We start from the raw sequence: 18,745 nt of genomic DNA, 5'->3' as shown, positions 1-18,745 counted from the left end.
CCTGCCTGAGATACCACTGTAGATGAGGGTGATTCTGGAGGTTTCAAGCTTGACGGGCTTGATCCAGGTCAGCGCGGTGCCAGCCAGACCAGGGAAGCGAAGCGGCCACCCTGCGGGGTGCGCCGATAAGAATAGAAGCGCGGGTCGCTGACGGTGCACAAGCCACCACCATAGACTGCATCGACGCCGCGTGCTGCCAGGCGCAGGCGGGCCAGTTCGTAGATATCGGCCATCAGCTTGCCGGGCTGGGCACCGGGCACGAAGGCCTGGGCCGTTTCCGGATGAACGGTCGTGAACGCGTCGCGTACTTCCAGGCCGACTTCGAAGGCTTGCGGGCCAATGGCCGGGCCGAGCCACACCAGCACCTCTTCCGGCGGCAGCCCCAGGCGATCGAGGGTGGCTTCGAGCACACCGTTGGCCAGCCCGCGCCAGCCGGCGTGGGCGGCGGCTACCCGGGTGCCGGCGCGGTCGCAGAACAGCACCGGTAAACAGTCGGCGGTCATCACCGTGCAGGCAATGCCCGGGGTCGCGCTGTAGCTGGCATCGGCTTCGGCGATAACACTGGGGTCGGCATCGGCCACCACCACGCCATGCACCTGCTTGAGCCAGGCCGGCTGGATGCCGAACTCGGCGGTCAGGCGCCGGCGGTTCTCGGCCACCGCGGCTGGCGCATCGCCAACATGGTCACCGAGGTTGAAGCTTTCATAGGGCGGCAGGCTGACCCCGCCGCTGCGCGTGGTGACGCAGGCGCGAACCGCGGCTGGCGCAGGCCAGTCGGGGATCAACAACGCTTGCGTCAGCTCGCTCATCCGACGAACGCCTCGCGGTCCTGCTTGAGCAGCGACAGCAGCCAGACGAAGTCGTCCGGGAGCGCCGATTCCCAGCCCATGCGCTCGCCGGTCACCGGGTGATCCAGCTCCAGGAAGCGTGCATGCAGGGCCTGGCGCGGGAAGGTCTTGAGCGCGTCGACCATGGTCAGGCTGGCCGCTGGCGGAATACGGAAACGTCCGCCATAGACCGGATCGCCGACCAACGGGAAGTTGACGTGGGCCATGTGCACGCGGATCTGGTGGGTACGCCCGGTCTCGAGCTTGACCCGCACGTGGGTGTGCGAGCGGAAACGCTCCAGTACGCGGTAGTGGCTGACCGCCGGCTTGCCGCCTTCGGTCACCGCCATGCGCTGGCGCTGCCCGCCATGGCGCCCGATCGGCGCGTTGATCTTGCCGCCGGCGGTGACCACACCAATCACGATGCATTCATAGATGCGGCTGACGCTGCGGCTTTGCAACTGGGCGACCAGCTGGGTCTGCGCCTGGATGGTCTTGGCCACCACCATCAGACCGGTGGTGTCCTTGTCCAGGCGGTGGACGATACCGGCGCGCGGCACGTTGATGATGTCCGGCACATGGTGCAGCAGGGCATTGAGCAGGGTGCCATCGGCGTGGCCCGCAGCCGGGTGGACCACAAGCCCGGCAGGCTTGTTGATCACCAGGATGTGGTCGTCTTCGTAGACGATATCCAGCTCGATGTCCTGGGCCACCCACTCGCCCTGGGCTTCCTGCTCGGCATCGAGCGCCAGCAGCGCACCGCCGTGGACGATATCGCGTGGACGCAGGACAGCGCCATCGACCGTCAGGCGCCCCTCCTTGATCCAGGTGGACAGGCGCGAGCGCGAGTGCTCAGCGAACAATTGGGCGGCGACTTGGTCGAGGCGTTGCCCGCCCAATTCGGACGGCACCTCTGCGCGAAGTTGAATGATCTCGGACATGCTCGAATCAGCGGGCGGCACAGCCTTTGGTTTCGACTGCGCGCTTGTGGTTAAATACGACGTCTTTTGCCCCGAGGGTTGCATCGGGGTGCTCATCATAACAGGACGGCCACGCCCAAGACAGCGGCCGTCATAGGGACGCAAGCCGCCATGCAAGTGAAACACCTGCTGCTGATCGCCATCCTCGGACTGACCGCTGCTTGTTCTTCGAAGGAAGTCGTCGACGAAAACCTGAGCGAAGCCGAGCTGTACCAGCAGGCGCAGGCCGACCTGGACAACCACAGCTATACCAGCGCCACAAGCAAGCTGAAGGCTCTGGAATCGCGCTATCCGTTCGGCCGCTACGCCGACCAGGCCCAGCTCGAGCTGATCTACGCGAACTACAAGAACGCCGAGCCAGAGGCTGCCAAGTCTGCTGCCGAGCGTTTCATTCGCTTGCATCCGCAGCATCCGAACGTCGACTACGCCTACTACCTCAAGGGTCTGACCTCTTTCGACCAGGACCGCGGCCTGCTGGCGCGCTTCCTGCCGCTGGACATGACCAAGCGTGACCCGGGTGCTGCCCGCGACTCGTACAACGAGTTCGCCCAGCTGACCAGCCGCTTCCCCAACAGCCGCTATTCGCCAGACGCCAAGCAGCGCATGATCTACCTGCGCAACCTGCTGGCCTCCTACGAAATCCACGTGGCCGACTACTACCTGACCCGTCAGGCCTATGTCGCTGCCGCCAACCGTGGCCGCTACGTGGTCGAGAACTTCCAGGAAACCCCATCGGTCGGCGACGGCCTGGCGGTGATGACCGAAGCCTACATGCGTCTGCACCTGGACGAACTGGCCGCTACCAGCCTGGAAACCCTCAAGCTCAACTACCCGGATCACCCGAGCCTGGTCGATGGCCAGTTCGTGCCGCAGCAGAACGAGGCCGACAACCGCTCGTGGCTGTCCAAGGCCACCCTGGGCCTGATCGATACCGCCACGCCGCTGCCGCCGGGCGAAACCCGCGCCAACCAGGACGTGATCAAGCAGTACCAGGACGCCAAAGATGCGATCCCGCAAGAGCTGCAGCCTAAAGATGCCAACGGTGACGTCATCGAAGAAGAGAACCACGAAGCGGAAGGCAACAACGAAGACCGCTCCTGGTTCAGCTACATGACCTTCGGTGTGTTCGACTGAGCCATCGTGTAAAAGATAAAGGGAGGCCAAGGCCTCCCTTTTTTCATGCCTGAGCCCTAGACTGAAGGCTCTTCACTGATAAAGCTGGACACCATGGTTCGCCTACTTTTCTGGATTGCCCTGATTGCTGCCGCCTTCTGGCTGTGGCGCAAGTTCAAGGCCAGCAATGCTGCTGGGCAAAACAACAGCCTCGAAGACCCGCTGAAGATGGTCCGCTGCGCCCATTGCGGCGTGCATTTGCCCAGTGACCGGGCGCTGCATCGCGGGGCGCAGTGGTATTGCAGCCAGGCGCACCTGGAGCAGGGGCCCGGGGCGCAGCGCTGATTGCGCGGCGCGGCCATCGCTGGCAAGCCAGCTCCCACAGATACGGCAGGGGTCTGAAGATATCTGCTTTCCTGTGGGAGCCGGCCTTGCCGGCGATAGGGCCCTAGAGAGCAGCCAAGCGCCCAGCCGGCGCATACGGCGCCGGGTCAATGATCGGCTCACGACCCAGCAACAAATCCGCAAACAACTGGCAGGACGCCGGCGCCAGCACCAGGCCATTGCGGTAATGCCCGCAGTTCAGCCACAGCCCGGCATAGCCCGGCACTTCGCCGATGTACGGAATGCCCTCCGGCGAACCCGGCCGCAACCCTGCCCAATGGGCTACCGGGGTGGCATCGGCCAGCGCCGGCAGCAACTCCACCGCCGACGCCTTCAGGCTTTCCAGCGCCTCCCCGGTCGGGGTCTTGTCGTAACCGGCATGCTCCAGGGTGCTGCCCACCAGAATATGCCCGTCACGCCGCGGGATCGCATAGCGCCCCTTTGCCAGCACCATGCTCGGCAGGAAGTCTTCGGCGCACTTGTACAGAATCATCTGCCCTTTCACCGGCTCGACCGGCAGCTCCAGGCCCAATGGCCGCAGCAAGTCGCCGCTCCAGGCGCCAGCCGTCAGCACCACGCGATCGGCCTGGATCGCTCCGTTCGCAGTTTCGACACCGGTGACGCGCTCGCCCTCACGGCTAAAGCCGGTGATTTCGCAGTGCTCGCGAATGCTCACGTTCGGCAGCGCCAGCAAGGCGGCCTTGAGTGATTTGACCAGACGCGGGTTACGTACGTTGGCAACCCCGGCCATATAGATGGCGCGACGGAAACCGCCGCCAAGCACCGGCACCGCGTCATAGGCCGCAGAGATATCCACAGCGCTCAACGGCCGCCCTTCGCGCTCGGCCCAGGCCAGGGCTTCGGCTTCGTCGTCCAGGTCCAGCCAGTACAGGCCGGTGGTGTGCACTTCAGGGTCTACCCCGGTGCTGGCGAACAGGCGCTCGCCCAGCTGTGGATAAAAATCCTGCGACCAGTGCGCCAGGGCCGTTACCGCCGCGCTATAGCGCCACGGGTACAGCGGCGAGACGATGCCGCCACCGGCCCAGGAAGACTCCTGGCCGAGCGCGCCACGATCACACAGCACCACCTGCTCGACGTCGGCCGCCAGGTTGAACGCTGTCAGCAGGCCGATCACCCCGCCGCCGACAATCACTACTTGCTTGGTCATGTATTGATCCAACTTCTGAAGTAAACCTCAGCCACCCCAACAGCCACGACCGGCCTCGACGGCGCCGGGATTGCTGCGCACACCGGCCTGGTCGAGCTCGAAATCGGCGCAGCGGTCACTGGTCATCAAGCCACCCGGAATACGCCGGGCGGTAAGGATGAATGACGTCGAATGACGAACGGCTTGTAGCCGGTAGTGCTCGGTCCCGGGCGCCAATGGGGTGACCAGGGCTTCGCTGTCGGCATACTGGCCGGTGCGTGAATAGTGACGCTCCAGTATCTGCGCGCTCTCGAACAGCAACCCGGCGATTTCCGTGCGTGCGGCCTTGCGGACCTGTTCGCTGTAGCTGGGGTAGGCAATGCCCGCCAGAATGCCGACCACGGCGACGACAAGCAACAGTTCAATCAGGCTCAAACCTTTCTGCAGGGTGGACATCAATCGAACTCCTAGTGAATCTGCCGCCAGAGGATGCGCCTGGGTTGATGGGCGCCCTCTTCTACAGCCTGTGCATAAACGCTCTCCAGCACGCTGCGGCCTGTCCCGCCATGGCTGACTGCGGTGATCCGGTACAGAGTGGCGGCCAGATTGGCAGGCAAGTGCGCGGCGTGGGTGCTCTGACCAAGGTTCTGCACCAGGTAGAAGCCGCTGGCGCCGCGTTGCCAGCTCAGGCCAGACGTTGGCCCCTCGCCGCGGTATACACCTGCGGCCCTCACCCGCCCGGCTTCAGGGGGTGGCAAACAGTACGTGCATGGCTGCGCGCCAGAAACGTCCGATTCCCCCAGCAGCAAGGTCTGCTCCGCATGCTCGAAGCTTTGCAGGACCGCCAGCAGGTTGCCAGCCATGCGCTCCTGCAGGGTGGCACTGACCATGGCCGAGATGCCGAGCCCCCCCCAACAGCCCCAACAGCATCAGGCTGATCAGCAGGATCACGCCGCGCTGGTTGCCGGGCCTAGCCATTGCGCAGCGCTACCGTCAGTTGATACTGCTGCGGCCTGACCCGTGACTGCGGGTCAATCAAGGTCAGGCTCAGGCGTAGCCCGGCGATGCCGTTGGTGTTTCGCCTGACGATGTCGACGCGCAGTTCACCGAGGTTGTCGATCAGCGGCGCATAGCTGGCGCCGCTACCGAGCATCAGGCTTGCGCCATCAACGCGATAGGTCTGGCGCCGTATCGGTATCGCGTACTGGCCGGCAGGCGCAGCCTGCCCCTCGGGATAGACCCTGGCCTGGGCAATGCAGTCGGTGACCAACGTCCAGTTCGGCCGTCCACCTGCACCAGCCACTTCGGCGCTGATCAGGCTCAGTTGCTGCAGTTGCCCATCCGCTGCCCGGGTTATTTCCAGCGGTTGGGCAAACGCCTGGGCCGACGACGGATGCACATGGTGGATTGCATCCGCGCGCAGGCAGCCGAACATGCCGCTCATGCGAATGTCCTGGGCCATGCGCTGCAACGTCAGGCGCGCGTCTTCCTGCAACTGGGCCGCGACGCCTTGAGCCTGCCAGTTCTGACTGGCCGCCAGGAACAAGCGGCTGGCAGCGAGTATCAGCAATAACCCGAGGCTGAGGGCCAGCAACACCTCGACCAGGCCGACGCCACCTTGCCGGCTCATCGGCCTGGCCCTTGCCGCGCGCCGTTGATCCGCGCCTGTTCGAGCACGCCATGCTGCAGATACGCCGCCTGGGTACTCTGCAAGGCACTGTCGGTAGCCTGCAACGCCCGCACTTGCGCAGCCGCAGCAGCAAACAGACCCAGCCCCAGCACCAGCATGGCCAGCAGCACCTCGATCAGGCTCATTCCTTGTTGCCGTCCGCCATCCATGGCGCCTTCCCCCCTGCGACTTTTCCACAGCCCTTTGCCAACCCGGCCGACTGGACGTTCCTGTCCGCCGGCCTGACTCTATAGAAGCACTTCCAGGGAGGAATGCACGGTGAAGCAACAGGGCGTAACACTGATACAAATGATGTTCGCGCTAGCGCTGGTGGGGGTGCTGACGCACATCAGCGTGCCGACCTACAGCACCATGAGCAGCGGGCTACACCAGCAAGCTGCCGCCAAAGATCTGGCCCAGGCTTTGCGCACCGCGCGCAGCGAGGCCTTGCTGCGCAACCAGGTGGTCCGCCTGCAGGCGCTGGAGGATAACTGGGGCAACGGCTGGCGCATGGTCGTGGAGCAGGACGGCCCACAGCTGCTGTACCAACAGCGGCTTGAGCGGGTGAGCATCGTAGGCAATCAACCGGTGGCCCGGCAGGTACGCTTCAGCGGGCTGGGGGTGCCCTTGCACGAGGGGGGAGCGTTTCAGGCCGGGACGCTGTTCGTCTGCCAGCGCCCCGATCCCTTCAGCCAGTACCGGGTGGTACTGGCACACACAGGCCGGGTCAGCCTGCGCGAGGAGCCCGGCGAGCAGCCGCTGTGCGCGGCTGCCGGGTCAGATCAATGAACGCACGCGCAGCTCTTTGGGCATCGAGAAAGTGATGTTCTCCTCGCGGCCATCGAGCTCTTCGGCGCCGGTGGCACCCCAGGCCCGCAACTGCTCGATCACGCCACGCACCAGCACTTCGGGCGCCGAAGCACCGGCAGTGATACCAATGCGTTCGACGCCATCAAACCAGCTTTTTTGCAGGTCTTCAGCGCCGTCGATCAGGTAGGCCGGGGTCGACATGCGCTCAGCCAGCTCACGCAGGCGGTTGGAGTTGGAGCTGTTCGGGCTGCCGACCACCAACACCACGTCGCATTCGTTGGCCAGTTGCTTGACCGCGTCCTGACGGTTCTGGGTGGCGTAGCAGATGTCGTCCTTGCGCGGCCCGCCGATATTGGGGAAGCGCGCGCGCAGGGCATCGATCACCCGGCTGGTGTCGTCCATCGACAGCGTGGTCTGGGTGACGAAGGCCAGTTTGTTCGGGTCGTTGACCTGCAGGCTGGCAACATCGTCCTCGTCTTCGACCAGGTAGATGGCGCCACCATTGCTGGTGTCGTACTGACCCATGGTGCCTTCGACTTCCGGGTGGCCTTCGTGGCCGATCAGGATGCACTCACGGCCGTCGCGGCTGTAGCGCGCCACCTCGATATGCACCTTGGTCACCAGCGGGCAGGTCGCGTCGAACACCTTCAGGCCGCGCCCCGCCGCTTCCTGGCGCACGGCCTGGGAAACACCGTGGGCGCTGAAGATGACGATGACGTCATCTGGCACCTGGTCCAGCTCTTCGACAAAAACGGCCCCGCGCGCACGCAGGTCCTCGACCACGAACTTGTTGTGCACCACTTCATGGCGCACGTAGATCGGCGGACCGAAGACTTCCAGCGCGCGGTTGACGATTTCGATCGCCCGGTCCACACCGGCGCAAAAGCCACGGGGGTTGGCGAGTTTGATTTGCATGGATGACTCCTGGCTCAAAGGGCCTTGACCCCGAGGATTTCCACCTCGAAGTTCAAGGTTTTGCCGGCCAGCGGGTGATTGAAGTCGATGGTCACTTGCGCGTCATCGAATGCTTTCACCACGCCGGGCAACTCCGCATTGGCTGCGTCGTTGAAAATAACCAGCAGGCCTTCGGACAGTTCCATGTCGTTGAACTGCGAGCGGGGAATGATCTGCACGTTCTGCGGGTTCGGCTGGCCGAAGGCGTTCTCCGGGGTGACGGTCACGGTGCGCTTGTCACCGGCCTTGAAGCCGAAGATGGCTGCTTCGAAACCTGGCAGCAGGTTGCCGTCGCCGACCTTGAACACCGCCGGCGCCTTTTCAAAGGTACTGTCGACGGTGTCGCCGTTTTCCAGGTGCAGCGCGAAGTGCAGGGTCACTTCGGTGTTCTGGCCGATACGGGTCTCAGTCATGGACGGGCTCTCCGGACTTTTTGCTCTTGAACATGTCCAGCGCCAGCATCACCGCACCGACGGTAATGGCGCTGTCGGCCAGGTTGAAGGCCGGGAAGTACCAGCGGTTCTGCCAGTGCACGAGGATGAAGTCGACCACGTGGCCAAGCACGATGCGGTCGTACAGGTTGCCCAGCGCGCCGCCGAGCACCAGCGCCAGCGCGACGGCCAGCCAGGTCTCGCTGCGCCCCAGGCGCTTGAGCCAGACCACCAGCACGGCGCTGACCACCACGGCGATCAGGGCGAACAGCCAGCGCTGCCAGCCGGAGCTGTCAGCCAGGAAGCTGAAGGCAGCACCGGTGTTGTAGGCCAGGGTCCAGCTGAAGTAGTCAGGGATGACCACGATCTGCTGGTACAGGCTCAGCGCGCCCTCGAAGTAGAACTTGCTGGCCTGGTCGAGGACCAGGACCAGCACGCTCAGCCACAGCCAGCTGAGGCGCCCGAAGCGCCCCACACCAGGGTTAGGCATAGTGGCGCACCTCGCCTTTGCCGCCGATGTTGTCGGCGCAACGGGTGCAGATTTCCGGGTGCTCGGGGTTCGAGCCCACGTCTGCGCGGAAGTGCCAGCAACGGCCGCACTTGGCATGGCCGGACTTGACCACTTTCAGCTTGAGGCCAGGCACTTCGGTCTCGACCGCATCGGCTGGAGCCTGGGCGAACGGCGCAACGCTGGCCGCCGAGGTGATCAGCACGAAGCGCAGCTCGTCGCCCAGCTTGTTCAGGTCGGCGCTCAGGGCGTCGTCGGCGAACAGGGTGACTTCGGCTTGCAGGTTGCCACCGATGGCCTTGGCCGCACGCTGGTTTTCCAGTTCCTTGTTGACCGCAGTCTTGGCGGCCATCACGCGGTCCCAGTAGGCGCGACCCAGTTCGAAGCCTTCCGGCAACTCGCTCAGGCCTTCGTACCAGGTGTTGAGCATGACCGATTCGTTGCGCTCGCCCGGCAGGTACTGCCACAGCTCGTCGGCGGTGAACGCCAGGATCGGCGCGATCCAGCGCACCAGCGCTTCGCTGATGTGGTACAGCGCGGTCTGGCAGGAACGACGGGCAACACTGTTGGCGCCCGTGGTGTACTGACGGTCCTTGATGATGTCCAGGTAGAAGCCGCCCAGCTCCTGCACGCAGAAGTTGTGGATCTTCGAGTAGACGTTCCAGAAGCGGTATTCGCCGTAGTGCTCTTCCAGCTCGCGCTGCAACAGCAGGGTACGGTCGACCGCCCAGCGGTCCAGCGCCAGCATGTCTTCGGCCGGCAGCAGGTCGCGGGCCGGGTCGAAGCCGGACAGGTTGGAGAGCAGGAAGCGCGCGGTGTTGCGGATACGCCGGTAGGCGTCGGCGCTGCGCTGCAGGATCTGCTCGGAAACCGCCATTTCGCCGGAGTAGTCGGTGGCCGAAACCCACAGGCGCAGGATGTCGGCACCCAGGGTGTCGTTGACCTTCTGAGGCTCGATGGTGTTACCCAGCGACTTGGACATCTTGCGGCCGTTTTCGTCGACGGTGAAGCCGTGAGTCAGCAGCTCGCGGTATGGCGCGTGGTTGTCGATGGCGCAGCCGGTCAGCAGCGAGGAATGGAACCAGCCGCGGTGCTGGTCGGAACCTTCCAGGTACAGGTCGGCGCGCGGGCCGGTTTCGTGGCCGATGCTGTGCGAGCCACGCAGCACGTGCCAGTGGGTGGTGCCGGAGTCGAACCAGACGTCGAGGGTGTCGGCGATCTTGTCGTACTGGCCGGCCTCGTCACCGAGCAGCTCGGCAGCGTCGAGCTTGAACCAGGCTTCGATGCCTTCTTTCTCGACGCGCTTGGCCACTTCTTCCATCAGCTCGACGGTGCGCGGGTGCAGCTCGCCGGTTTGCTTGTCGAGGAAGAACGGGATCGGTACACCCCAGTTACGCTGACGCGAGATGCACCAGTCCGGGCGGTTGGCGATCATCGAGTGCAGGCGCGCCTGGCCCCAGGCCGGGACGAACTTGGTCTCTTCGATGGCCTTGACCGCACGCTCGCGCAGGGTCTCGCCGTTGTCGGGCTGCTTGTCCATGCCGACGAACCATTGCGCAGTGGCGCGATAGATCAACGGGGTCTTGTGGCGCCAGCAGTGCATGTAGCTGTGGCTGATGGTTTCGGTGTGCATCAGCGCACCGACTTCCGAAAGTTTTTCGACGATGGCCGGGTTGGCTTTCCAGATGAACTGGCCGCCGAAGAATTCCAGCGACGGCACGTACACACCGTTGCTCTGCACCGGGGTGAGGATGTCGTCGTTGACCATGCCGTAGCGCTTGCAGGTGACGAAGTCGTCTTCACCATAGGCTGGCGAGGAGTGAACCACACCGGTACCGGCGCCCAGCTCGACGTAGTCGGCCAGGTACACCGGCGACAGACGATCGTAGAACGGGTGACGGAAGTTGATCAGCTCCAGGGCCGAGCCTGGCGCGGTGGCGATTACCGAACCTTCCAGCGAATAACGCTTCAGGCACGATTCGACCAGTTCTTCAGCCAGCACCAGCAGCTTGTCGCCGGTATCGACCAGGGCGTAGTTGAACTCCGGGTGGACGTTCAGCGCCTGGTTGGCCGGGATGGTCCACGGCGTGGTGGTCCAGATCACGATCGAGGCAGGTTTTGCCAGCGACGCCAGGCCGAAGGCGGCAGCCAGCTTGGCGTCATCGACCACCGGGAAGGCGACGTCGATGGTCTGCGATTTCTTGTCGGCGTACTCGACCTCGGCTTCGGCCAGGGCCGAACCGCAATCGAAACACCAGTTGACCGGCTTGAGGCCCTTGAACACGAAGCCGTGCTTGACCATTTCAGCCAGCGCGCGGATTTCACCGGCTTCGTTGGCGAAGTTCATGGTCTTGTACGGGTTGTCCCAGTCGCCCAGCACGCCCAGGCGGATGAACTCGGTCTTCTGCCCTTCGATCTGCTCGGCGGCATAGGCACGGCACAGCTCGCGGGTCTGGTCGGCGCTCAGGTGCTTGCCATGGGTCACTTCAACCTTGTGCTCGATCGGCAGGCCGTGGCAGTCCCAGCCCGGGACGTACGGAGCGTCGAAACCGGACAGGGTCTTGGAGCGGACAATCATGTCCTTGAGAATCTTGTTCAGCGCATGACCGATGTGGATCTTGCCGTTGGCGTAGGGCGGGCCGTCGTGCAGCACGAACTTCGGACGATCCTTGCCAATTTCGCGCAGCTTCTGGTACAGGCCAATGCTGTCCCAACGCTGCAGGATCTGCGGTTCGCGCTGTGGCAGGCCGGCCTTCATCGGGAAGGCGGTGTCCGGAAGGTTTAGCGTGGCTTTATAGTCGGTCATTTCAGGCTCTTCGTTAGCGGTTGACCGTGCCAATGGGCACGTGCGGCGGCGATATCCGCATCGATCGCCGACTTCAGCGCCTCCAGGGAGGCGAATCGCTGCTCTTCACGCAGCTTGTGGTGGAATTCCACCGTCAGACGCCGGCCATAGAGATCGCCGGCAAAATCCAGAAGATGTACTTCCAGGTGGGCTTTGCCATCACCTGAAACGGTTGGCCGTACGCCGATGTTGGCGACACCCGGCCAGTTCTTGCCATCGACTTCGACGCTGACCAGGTAGACACCGGTGAGCGGTACGCGATGGCGCTTGAGCTGGATGTTGGCCGTCGGGGTACCCAGCTGGCGTGCCAGCTTCTGCCCGTGCAGCACGCGCCCGCGGATGCGGAACGGCCGGCCCAGCAGGCGTTCGGCCAGGGCGAAGTCGGCACTGGCCAGGGCATCGCGCACTTGCGTGCTGCTGACCCGCAGGCCGTCGAGCTCGACGGTTTGCGCTTCCTCGACGGTAAAGCCCTGGAGAATGCCGGCTTGCTCGAGGAAGTCGAAATCACCGACCCGGTCGCAGCCGAAGCGGAAATCGTCGCCCACTTCCAGGTGCTTGACGCCCAGGCCGTCGACCAGGATGGTGTCGACGAACTCGGCGGCGCTGAGCTTGCTCAGGCGCTGGTTGAACGCCAGGCACAGCACCCGGTCGACGCCTGCGGCGGCCAGCAGGGCGACCTTGTCGCGCAGGCGGGCCAGGCGCGCGGGCGCGGTGTCGGGGGCAAAGTATTCACGCGGCTGTGGCTCGAAAATCACCACGCAGCTGGGCACGCCCAACTCGTCCGCTCGCTCACGCAGGCGCGCCAGGATTGCCTGGTGGCCGCGGTGAACACCGTCGAAGTTGCCAATAGTGGCGACACAGCCCCGGTGCTGGGGGCGCAGGTTGTGGAGGCCTCGAACCAGCTGCATAACGCGCTTCTTGCTCATAAAGTGGTCGATTATAACCACACCCGGGCGTTGACGACAGGCAGCAGCGTCACCCCGTGGCGTGGAATGTGTAAAACCGACGTCTGACCGTCGTCAGGCCTTAATGCAACGCCTTGCGGGCGAAGTCACGCGGGCGAAAACCAAACAGCACCAGACAGCCGAAATAGGTCACGACCCCGGCCAGGATCAGCGCACCCAGGCGCAGGAAGCGCTCGAGCATCTGCCCTTCGGCCCAGGCCGGCATGTAGTGCATGCCCACCAGCAATACCGCCGACATCAGCAATACCGCCACCACCAGCTTGGCGAGGAACTTGGCCCAGCCCGGTTGTGGCTGGAACAACTGCTGCTGACGCAGCTTCCAGTACAAAAGGCCAGCATTCAGGCAGGCGCCCAGACTGATGGCCAGGGCCAGGCCGGCGTGCTGCAGGTGGGTAATGAAGACCAGGTTGAACAACTGGGTACAGACCAGGGTGAAGATGGCGATCTTCACCGGGGTACGGATGTTCTGTTGGGCATAGAAGCCCGGTGCCAGCACCTTGACCAGAATAATTGCCAGCAGGCCGACCGAGTAAGCGATCAGGGCACGCTGGGTCATCGCCGCATCAAAGGCGCTGAATTTACCGTACTGGAACAACGCCACGGTCAGCGGCTCGGCGAGGATGGCCATGGCCAGGGTGCACGGCAGCACCAGCAAGAAGCACAGGCGCAGGCCCCAGTCGAGGATTCGCGAATACTCGTGGCGGTCACGGTTGGCGTAAGTCTTGGCCAGGGTGGGCAGCAGGATGGTGCCCAGGGCCACGCCAAGCACACCGGACGGCAGTTCCATCAGGCGATCGGCGTAGTACATCCACGACACCGAGCCCGCCACCAGGAACGAGGCGAAAATGGTGTTGATGATCAGCGAGATCTGGCTGACCGACACCCCGAGGATCGCCGGCAGCATCTGCTTGAGCACCCGCCACACGCCGGTATCGCGCAGGTTAAGGCGCGGCAGCACAAGCATGCCGATCTTCTTCAGGTGTGGCAGCTGGTACAGCAATTGCGCCAGGCCACCGGCCAGCACGCCCCAGGCCAGGGCCATGATCGGCGGATCGAAGTACGGCGTGAGGAACAGGGTAAAGCCGATCATCGCCACGTTGAGCAGGGTTGGCACGAAGGCCGGCACCGAAAAACGGTTCCAGGTATTGAGGATGGCCCCGGCCAGCGAGGACAGCGAGATCAGCAATATATAAGGAAAGGTCACCCGCAGCAGGTCGGTGGTCAGCTGGTATTTCTCGGCGCTGTCGACAAAGCCCGGCGCCGTTACCCACACCACCCAGGGCGCGGCAAGGATCCCCAGGGCAGTGACCAGGGCCAGCACCAGGGTCAGCAGGCCGCTGACGTAGGCAATGAAGGTACGGGTCGCCTCCTCGCCTTGCTGGGTCTTGTATTCGGCCAGGATCGGCACGAACGCCTGGGAAAACGCGCCCTCGGCGAAGATGCGCCGCAGCAGGTTGGGCAGTTTGAAGGCAATGAAGAAGGCGTCGGTGGCCACGCCGGCACCGAACACCCGTGCCAGGATGGTGTCACGGACAAAGCCCAGCACCCGCGAGATCATGGTGATGGAGCTGACCGCGGCCAGGGATTTAAGAAGATTCATCGAAAGTTTTTCACGCCTGAGGATAAAGGGCTGTGCCGCAACGCGCCCAGTTGTGCGATACTCCGCGCCGCAACGCAAGCAGAGCAAAAGCTCCCGAGTTTACAGGTCGTGCCGCAGAAGGGAATCACTCCCTTGTACAGAACGACCACTCAGCGGAACCATGCAAGTGCCCTTGACAACCGATCAACTCATCGGCATGATTCGCGGCCTATTTTGTTTGCTATTTACCAAGTCTTTCGAGGAGCTCGACGGTGGCCAACTCACCTTCCGCCAAAAAACGTGCAAAACAGGCTGAGAAGCGTCGCAGCCACAACGCCAGCCTGCGTTCCATGGTTCGTACCTACATCAAGAATGTAGTTAAAGCCATCGACGCAAAAGACGCCGAAAAAGCGCAAGCTGCTTACACTCTGGCTGTTCCAGTTATCGACCGTATGGCCGATAAAGGTATCATCCACAAGAACAAGGCTGCTCGCCATAAAGGCCGTCTGAATGGCCACATCAAGGCGCTGAAAGAAGCTGCAGCTGCCTAAGCGACATGCTTGTTGAAAAACCGACCCTAGGGTCGGTTTTTTATTGCCTGTGATTCCTGAGATTGACCTTTAACCCTGTGGGAGCTGGCTTGCCAGCGATCGACCGCAAAGCGGTCGCAGCCCAGGCAACACCAGATGGGTAGCCTGGACCGGCCTCATCGCTGGCAAGCCAGCTCCCACAATGGGCTGCAATGCAGCCCGGGGTGTTTGTTACTTACCAATCTGAATCTTCGGTGCCCACTGCAGCCATTCATCCTCGGCCTTGTCGAACAGGGCAAAGGTCTGCTGCGGACGGGCCGGGTTACCGATCTTCTCGCCATCCGGCGTTGCGAAAGCAATACCGCCCTCGATCAGGGTCTCCAGCGACTCGGTTCGTACCGTAGCGCCCTTGAACAGGCCGATGTCGAAGCCAAAGCCGCTGCTGTTCCAGAAACGGCTTCCACTACGTACCAGCGCTGCGTACCTGGGCTCGATGAGGATGTGGATCAACACCCGATCCGCCGTCTGCCCCAACTCGAAACCGGTAACCTTGCCCACCGGAATCTCGCGGTAGGTCACTGGCACGCCCGGCTTGATCGAACCCCGCCGCGCAGCACTGAGCACCAGCGACAAGCCGGCTTCGCGCTCGGAGAAGTCCGGCGCCTGTGGCAATGCATTGAAGTTGAGCTGTGGCCCTGCGCTTCTCACGGCCGGCTGCACTTCCAGGTACTGACCGGTGACCAGGGTTTCCAGGTTGGCAGTCTTGACGATGCCCAGGGCAGGCTTGACCACCCAGAACTGTGTACCTTCGCGGGCAATGCGCTCCGGCACCTCGGTGATCCGCGCCTTGAGCAGCACCGCCTGCAAATCCTTGGTCAGGTCGACCTGCTCGACCTTGCCGACATCCAGGCCCTTGAAGCGAACCGGCGTGCCCACCTTGAGGCCGTCTGCGCGATCGACACGGATGGTCACCGTGGTTCCGCTGCGGTTGGCTGCCTCCTGGTCTTCATGCAGGAGGAAGAACGGAATACGACGCTTGAGCTTCACATTCGGGATCGGTGTGTCGAAGGCAATACCGCCGGCCATCAGGCTTTGCAGCGATTCACTCTTGATCTGGATGCCCGACAGGCCACCGCTCAGGGTAATGCCGCTGGCATTCCAGAAGCGCGTCGAACCGTTGACCAGGCCGGCGTACTCTTTCTCGATATGCACGCCGATCAGCAGGCGTTTGCTCTTCTTCGAGAACTGGTAGCTCTGCACCGTACCGACCTTGACCTGACGGTAGAGGATCGGGCTGCCGACTTCCAGCGAACCGAGGTTGTCGCTGTACAGCACCAGATGCAGCCCCGGTGCCTTGAGGTCCAGTGGCGGCGCCTTGGCCCGCGCCTCGAACTCACGCTGCGGTGTCGCGCCCTTGTCGCCCGGGCGGATGGCGATGTAGTTACCTTTGACCAGCGCCTCCAGGCCGGTAATACCGGCCAGGGAGATCGATGGCTTGACCACCCAGAACTGCGTGCCGTCGACCAGGTAGTCTTCGGCCAGCGGATCGAGGGTCAGCTCGGCCATGGCGCTAGCCAGGTCGGCATCGACCTTGAGGGTCTTCAGCGAGCCGACCTGGATACCTTTGTACATTACCGGAGTACGCCCGGCCTGCAGGCCCTCGAAGTCGCTTAGCTTGACCTTGACGCGAATACCGGCCTGGGCCGCATCGAAGTCTTCGTACAGGCGGAACGGCAGGTTCGGATCGGTTGGCGGGCTGTCCTTGCGGTGCTCGGGCGTGGCGAAGGCGATGCCGCCGGCGACAATACTGGCCAGCGATTCACTACGGACCTTCACTCCGGAAAGGTCGGCATCGATGCTGACGCCGCTGGCGTTCCAGAACCGCGTATGTTTGCGCACAAGGGCGGCATAGGCCGGCTCGATGAACACCTTGATCTCGACCGTACCCTGGTCTTCGGCCAGGCGATAGCTCTTCACCCGGCCGACCTGGATCTGCTTGTAGAACACCGGGCTGTCGCGGTTGAGCGAGCCCAGGCGGTCAGCCTTGAGGGTCAGGTGCAGGCCCGGCTCGCTGTCGGACAACGGCGGCGCCTCATCCAGCGCCTTGAAGCGCTTGGTCGGCTCGCCCTGCCCCGGGCTCACGGCAATGTAGTTGCCTGAGACCAGGGTTTCCAGGCCGGTGATCCCGGCCAGGCTGACGCTCGGCTTGACCAGCCAGAAGCGCGTCCCGGTGTTCAGGTGCGGCTCGGCTTCCTTGTTCATCTCAATGGTGGCGATGACCCCGGTATTGCTGCCCTTGGCATCCAGTACCAGCTCTTTCACCTTACCGACCGACATACCCTTGAAGACCACTTCGGTCTTGTTGGCGACGATACCTTCACCGCTTTCAAAGCGGACCTGGATGTTCACCCCTGACTCGCGATAGGCCTGCCAGCCAAGCCAGCCACCGATCACCAGGGCGATCAGGGGCAATATCCATATGGCCGACCAGTTCGAAGCTGGGCGGGTTTTAGCCGTAGGCAAATCACTCATGGTCGTCATCCGACTCCGTGTTATCCCAAATCAGTCGGGGATCGAAGGTTACTGCAGCGAGCATCGTCAGAATCACCACACTGGCGAAGGCGACGGCGCCCAGATTGGCTTCGACACTGGCGATCCTGCCGAAATTCACCACCGCCACCAAAATGGCGATCACGAAAATATCCAGCATCGACCAGCGTCCGATGAACTCGATGAAGCGGTACATCAGGATCCGTTGCCGCGCCGACAACGGTTGGTGGCGCTGCACCGAATAAAGCAGCAGGGCAATGCCCACCAGCTTGAAGGTCGGCACCAGGATACTGGCGATGAACACCACCGCAGCGATCGGCAGCATGCCGTGCTTCATCAGGGTGATGACGCCGGACATGATGGTGTCCGGGCTGCCCTGCCCCAAGGCGCTGACGGTCATGATCGGCAGCACATTGGCCGGGATGTACAAGATTGCCGAGGTCATCAGCAACGCCCAGGTTCGCACCAGGCTGTTTGGCCGCCGTGCGTGCACCACTGCGCCACAGCGGGTGCAGGTTTGCGCGTCACTGTCCGGCTCCTGGCGATTCAGCTCGTGGCACTCGCCACAAACCAGAATGCCAGCATCAATCGCACGCATGCAGGTCTTCCCCCGATAAAGCACTCCATATCTGGTGGGGCGACATCACCACCTCCAGCCACACCTGCACCAACAACAAACTGATAAAGCAGGCCAGGCCCAGGCCCAGGCTCAGCTCCGCCAGGTCGACCAGCTTGACCATCGCCACCAGCACGCCCATGAAATAGACCTCGAGCATGCCCCAATCGCGTAGATGGTGATAAATCCGATAGAGCAACAAACCGTAACTGCGGCCGATGTTCAGGCGAATGCTCAACAGCACAGCCAGCTGGCACAGCAGTTTGAGCAAGGGAATGGCCATGCTGCAAAGAAACACCACCACTGCCACGCCGCGCATACCGGTGTTGTACAACCCGACCACGCCACTCCAGACGGTGTCGTCGGAGCTTTGGCCGAGCAGGTGCAATTGCATGATCGGCAAGAAGTTGGCCGGTACATAGAGCAGCAAGGCTGCCAGCACCAGGGCCAGGCTGCGCTGGACCACATTGTGCCGATGGGCGTAGAGCTCGTAGCCACAGCGCGGGCAGTGGGCCTTTTCGTCCTGCTTGAGCACAGGCTTGCGCATCAGCAGGTCGCATTCGTGACAGGCCACCAGGTCATTGAGGGGCAAGTCGGCGAGCTGATGGGGGTCGGCAGGTTCTGACATAGTGAACTTCTGAGTCAACGCGAGGGCGCTATTCTAACCGATGTAGGAGCGGGCTTGCCCCGCGATACCCTTCTGTCAGCCACATCGCATCGCGGGGCAAGTCGAGGCGTCGCACCGCCGCTCCCACAGGGACAGTGCGCACAGAGGAAAATGTCAGAAAGACAAAACCCCTACCTGCATACGCAGATAGGGGTTTCGGAATTTAATCT

General features: G+C 63.1%; 20 protein-coding genes. 4 read left to right on the top strand and 16 right to left on the bottom strand.

From position 1 onward, the window contains the following. Window positions 1-68 precede the first annotated feature (68 nt). Both pgeF and rluD read right to left on the bottom strand, forming a co-directional pair. Window positions 69-809, bottom strand: coding sequence for a peptidoglycan editing factor PgeF (pgeF, locus tag ABM562_RS08795; protein ID WP_115085290.1), 741 nt, complete (start codon window positions 807-809; stop codon window positions 69-71). Continuing rightward, complete coding sequence (gene rluD, locus ABM562_RS08790) at window positions 806-1,768, bottom strand: 23S rRNA pseudouridine(1911/1915/1917) synthase RluD (RefSeq protein WP_038998723.1); 963 nt, start codon at window positions 1,766-1,768, stop codon at window positions 806-808. The genes pgeF and rluD overlap by 4 nt, the downstream gene beginning before the upstream one ends. Window positions 1,769-1,918: 150 nt before the next feature. On the opposite strand from rluD, the gene ABM562_RS08785 reads away from it, so the two are divergent. Continuing rightward, entirely contained in the window at window positions 1,919-2,941 is a 1,023-nt protein-coding gene (locus ABM562_RS08785; protein WP_115085289.1) for an outer membrane protein assembly factor BamD, read from the top strand. Between the two features lie 93 nt (window positions 2,942-3,034). Then, window positions 3,035-3,265 (top strand): PP0621 family protein, encoded by a 231-nt coding sequence (locus ABM562_RS08780; RefSeq protein ID WP_038998721.1) that lies wholly within the window; start codon window positions 3,035-3,037, stop codon window positions 3,263-3,265. A 103-nt stretch (window positions 3,266-3,368) separates the two neighbouring features. On the opposite strand, the gene thiO is transcribed toward ABM562_RS08780, so the two are convergent. The 5 genes from thiO to pilV all read right to left on the bottom strand — a co-directional run bounded on the left by thiO (window position 3,369) and on the right by pilV (window position 6,290). Further along, complete coding sequence (thiO, locus tag ABM562_RS08775) at window positions 3,369-4,472, bottom strand: glycine oxidase ThiO (protein ID WP_346617009.1); 1,104 nt, start codon at window positions 4,470-4,472, stop codon at window positions 3,369-3,371. Window positions 4,473-4,499: 27 nt separating this feature from the next. Then, a complete protein-coding gene (locus ABM562_RS08770; RefSeq protein ID WP_115085689.1) occupies window positions 4,500-4,898 on the bottom strand; it encodes a type IV pilin protein in 399 nt (132 codons plus the stop codon). 20 nt (window positions 4,899-4,918) lie between these two features. Next, on the bottom strand, window positions 4,919-5,341 hold the full coding sequence (locus ABM562_RS08765) for a pilus assembly PilX family protein (protein ID WP_460421456.1): 423 nt from the start codon (window positions 5,339-5,341) through the stop codon (window positions 4,919-4,921). 80 nt (window positions 5,342-5,421) lie between these two features. Next, complete coding sequence (locus ABM562_RS08760; RefSeq protein WP_233674833.1) at window positions 5,422-6,081, bottom strand: PilW family protein; 660 nt, start codon at window positions 6,079-6,081, stop codon at window positions 5,422-5,424. Then, entirely contained in the window at window positions 6,078-6,290 is a 213-nt protein-coding gene (pilV, locus tag ABM562_RS08755; RefSeq protein ID WP_460421454.1) for a type IV pilus modification protein PilV, read from the bottom strand. The genes ABM562_RS08760 and pilV overlap by 4 nt, the downstream gene beginning before the upstream one ends. A 142-nt stretch (window positions 6,291-6,432) precedes the next feature. Here pilV and ABM562_RS08750 point away from each other — a divergent pair, with 142 nt between their 5' ends. Further along, on the top strand, window positions 6,433-6,909 hold the full coding sequence (locus ABM562_RS08750) for a GspH/FimT family pseudopilin (RefSeq protein WP_244211876.1): 477 nt from the start codon (window positions 6,433-6,435) through the stop codon (window positions 6,907-6,909). On the opposite strand, the gene ispH is transcribed toward ABM562_RS08750, so the two are convergent. The 6 genes from ispH to murJ all read right to left on the bottom strand — a co-directional run bounded on the left by ispH (window position 6,898) and on the right by murJ (window position 14,233). After that, complete coding sequence (gene ispH, locus ABM562_RS08745; protein WP_115085282.1) at window positions 6,898-7,845, bottom strand: 4-hydroxy-3-methylbut-2-enyl diphosphate reductase; 948 nt, start codon at window positions 7,843-7,845, stop codon at window positions 6,898-6,900. The genes ABM562_RS08750 and ispH overlap by 12 nt on opposite strands. A 14-nt stretch (window positions 7,846-7,859) precedes the next feature. Beyond that, window positions 7,860-8,297 (bottom strand): FKBP-type peptidyl-prolyl cis-trans isomerase, encoded by a 438-nt coding sequence (gene fkpB, locus ABM562_RS08740; protein ID WP_115085281.1) that lies wholly within the window; start codon window positions 8,295-8,297, stop codon window positions 7,860-7,862. Beyond that, window positions 8,290-8,805 (bottom strand): signal peptidase II, encoded by a 516-nt coding sequence (gene lspA / locus ABM562_RS08735; protein WP_115085280.1) that lies wholly within the window; start codon window positions 8,803-8,805, stop codon window positions 8,290-8,292. The genes fkpB and lspA overlap by 8 nt, the downstream gene beginning before the upstream one ends. Then, entirely contained in the window at window positions 8,798-11,629 is a 2,832-nt protein-coding gene (gene ileS / locus ABM562_RS08730; RefSeq protein ID WP_460421450.1) for an isoleucine--tRNA ligase, read from the bottom strand. The genes lspA and ileS overlap by 8 nt, the downstream gene beginning before the upstream one ends. After that, window positions 11,626-12,576 carry a bifunctional riboflavin kinase/FAD synthetase gene (gene ribF, locus ABM562_RS08725; protein WP_115085278.1) on the bottom strand — a complete coding sequence of 317 codons (951 nt, stop codon included), beginning with the start codon at window positions 12,574-12,576 and terminating at the stop codon, window positions 11,626-11,628. The genes ileS and ribF overlap by 4 nt, the downstream gene beginning before the upstream one ends. A 118-nt stretch (window positions 12,577-12,694) precedes the next feature. Beyond that, window positions 12,695-14,233 (bottom strand): murein biosynthesis integral membrane protein MurJ, encoded by a 1,539-nt coding sequence (murJ, locus tag ABM562_RS08720; RefSeq protein WP_115085277.1) that lies wholly within the window; start codon window positions 14,231-14,233, stop codon window positions 12,695-12,697. A gap of 251 nt (window positions 14,234-14,484) precedes the next feature. On the opposite strand from murJ, the gene rpsT reads away from it, so the two are divergent. After that, a complete protein-coding gene (gene rpsT, locus ABM562_RS08715) occupies window positions 14,485-14,763 on the top strand; it encodes a 30S ribosomal protein S20 (protein ID WP_010220592.1) in 279 nt (92 codons plus the stop codon). Between the two features lie 210 nt (window positions 14,764-14,973). Here rpsT and ABM562_RS08710 read toward each other — a convergent pair whose 3' ends face one another. The 3 genes from ABM562_RS08710 to ABM562_RS08700 are packed head-to-tail and all read right to left on the bottom strand — an operon-like array spanning window position 14,974 to window position 18,536. Continuing rightward, window positions 14,974-17,274, bottom strand: coding sequence for a PqiB family protein (locus tag ABM562_RS08710; RefSeq protein ID WP_115085276.1), 2,301 nt, complete (start codon window positions 17,272-17,274; stop codon window positions 14,974-14,976). After that, the gene (locus ABM562_RS08705; protein WP_115085275.1) at window positions 17,267-17,890 is read right to left on the bottom strand and encodes a paraquat-inducible protein A; all 624 of its coding nucleotides are present in this window, start codon (window positions 17,888-17,890) and stop codon (window positions 17,267-17,269) included. Before ABM562_RS08705 ends, ABM562_RS08710 begins: the two co-directional genes overlap by 8 nt. Continuing rightward, window positions 17,877-18,536, bottom strand: coding sequence for a paraquat-inducible protein A (locus ABM562_RS08700; protein WP_115085274.1), 660 nt, complete (start codon window positions 18,534-18,536; stop codon window positions 17,877-17,879). Before ABM562_RS08700 ends, ABM562_RS08705 begins: the two co-directional genes overlap by 14 nt. Window positions 18,537-18,745 lie beyond the last annotated feature (209 nt).

This window comes from Pseudomonas sp. ZL2 (genome assembly GCF_054788455.1).
The sequence above is the reverse complement of the archived record's forward strand: the minus strand, read 5'-3'. Positions and strand labels throughout refer to the sequence as shown.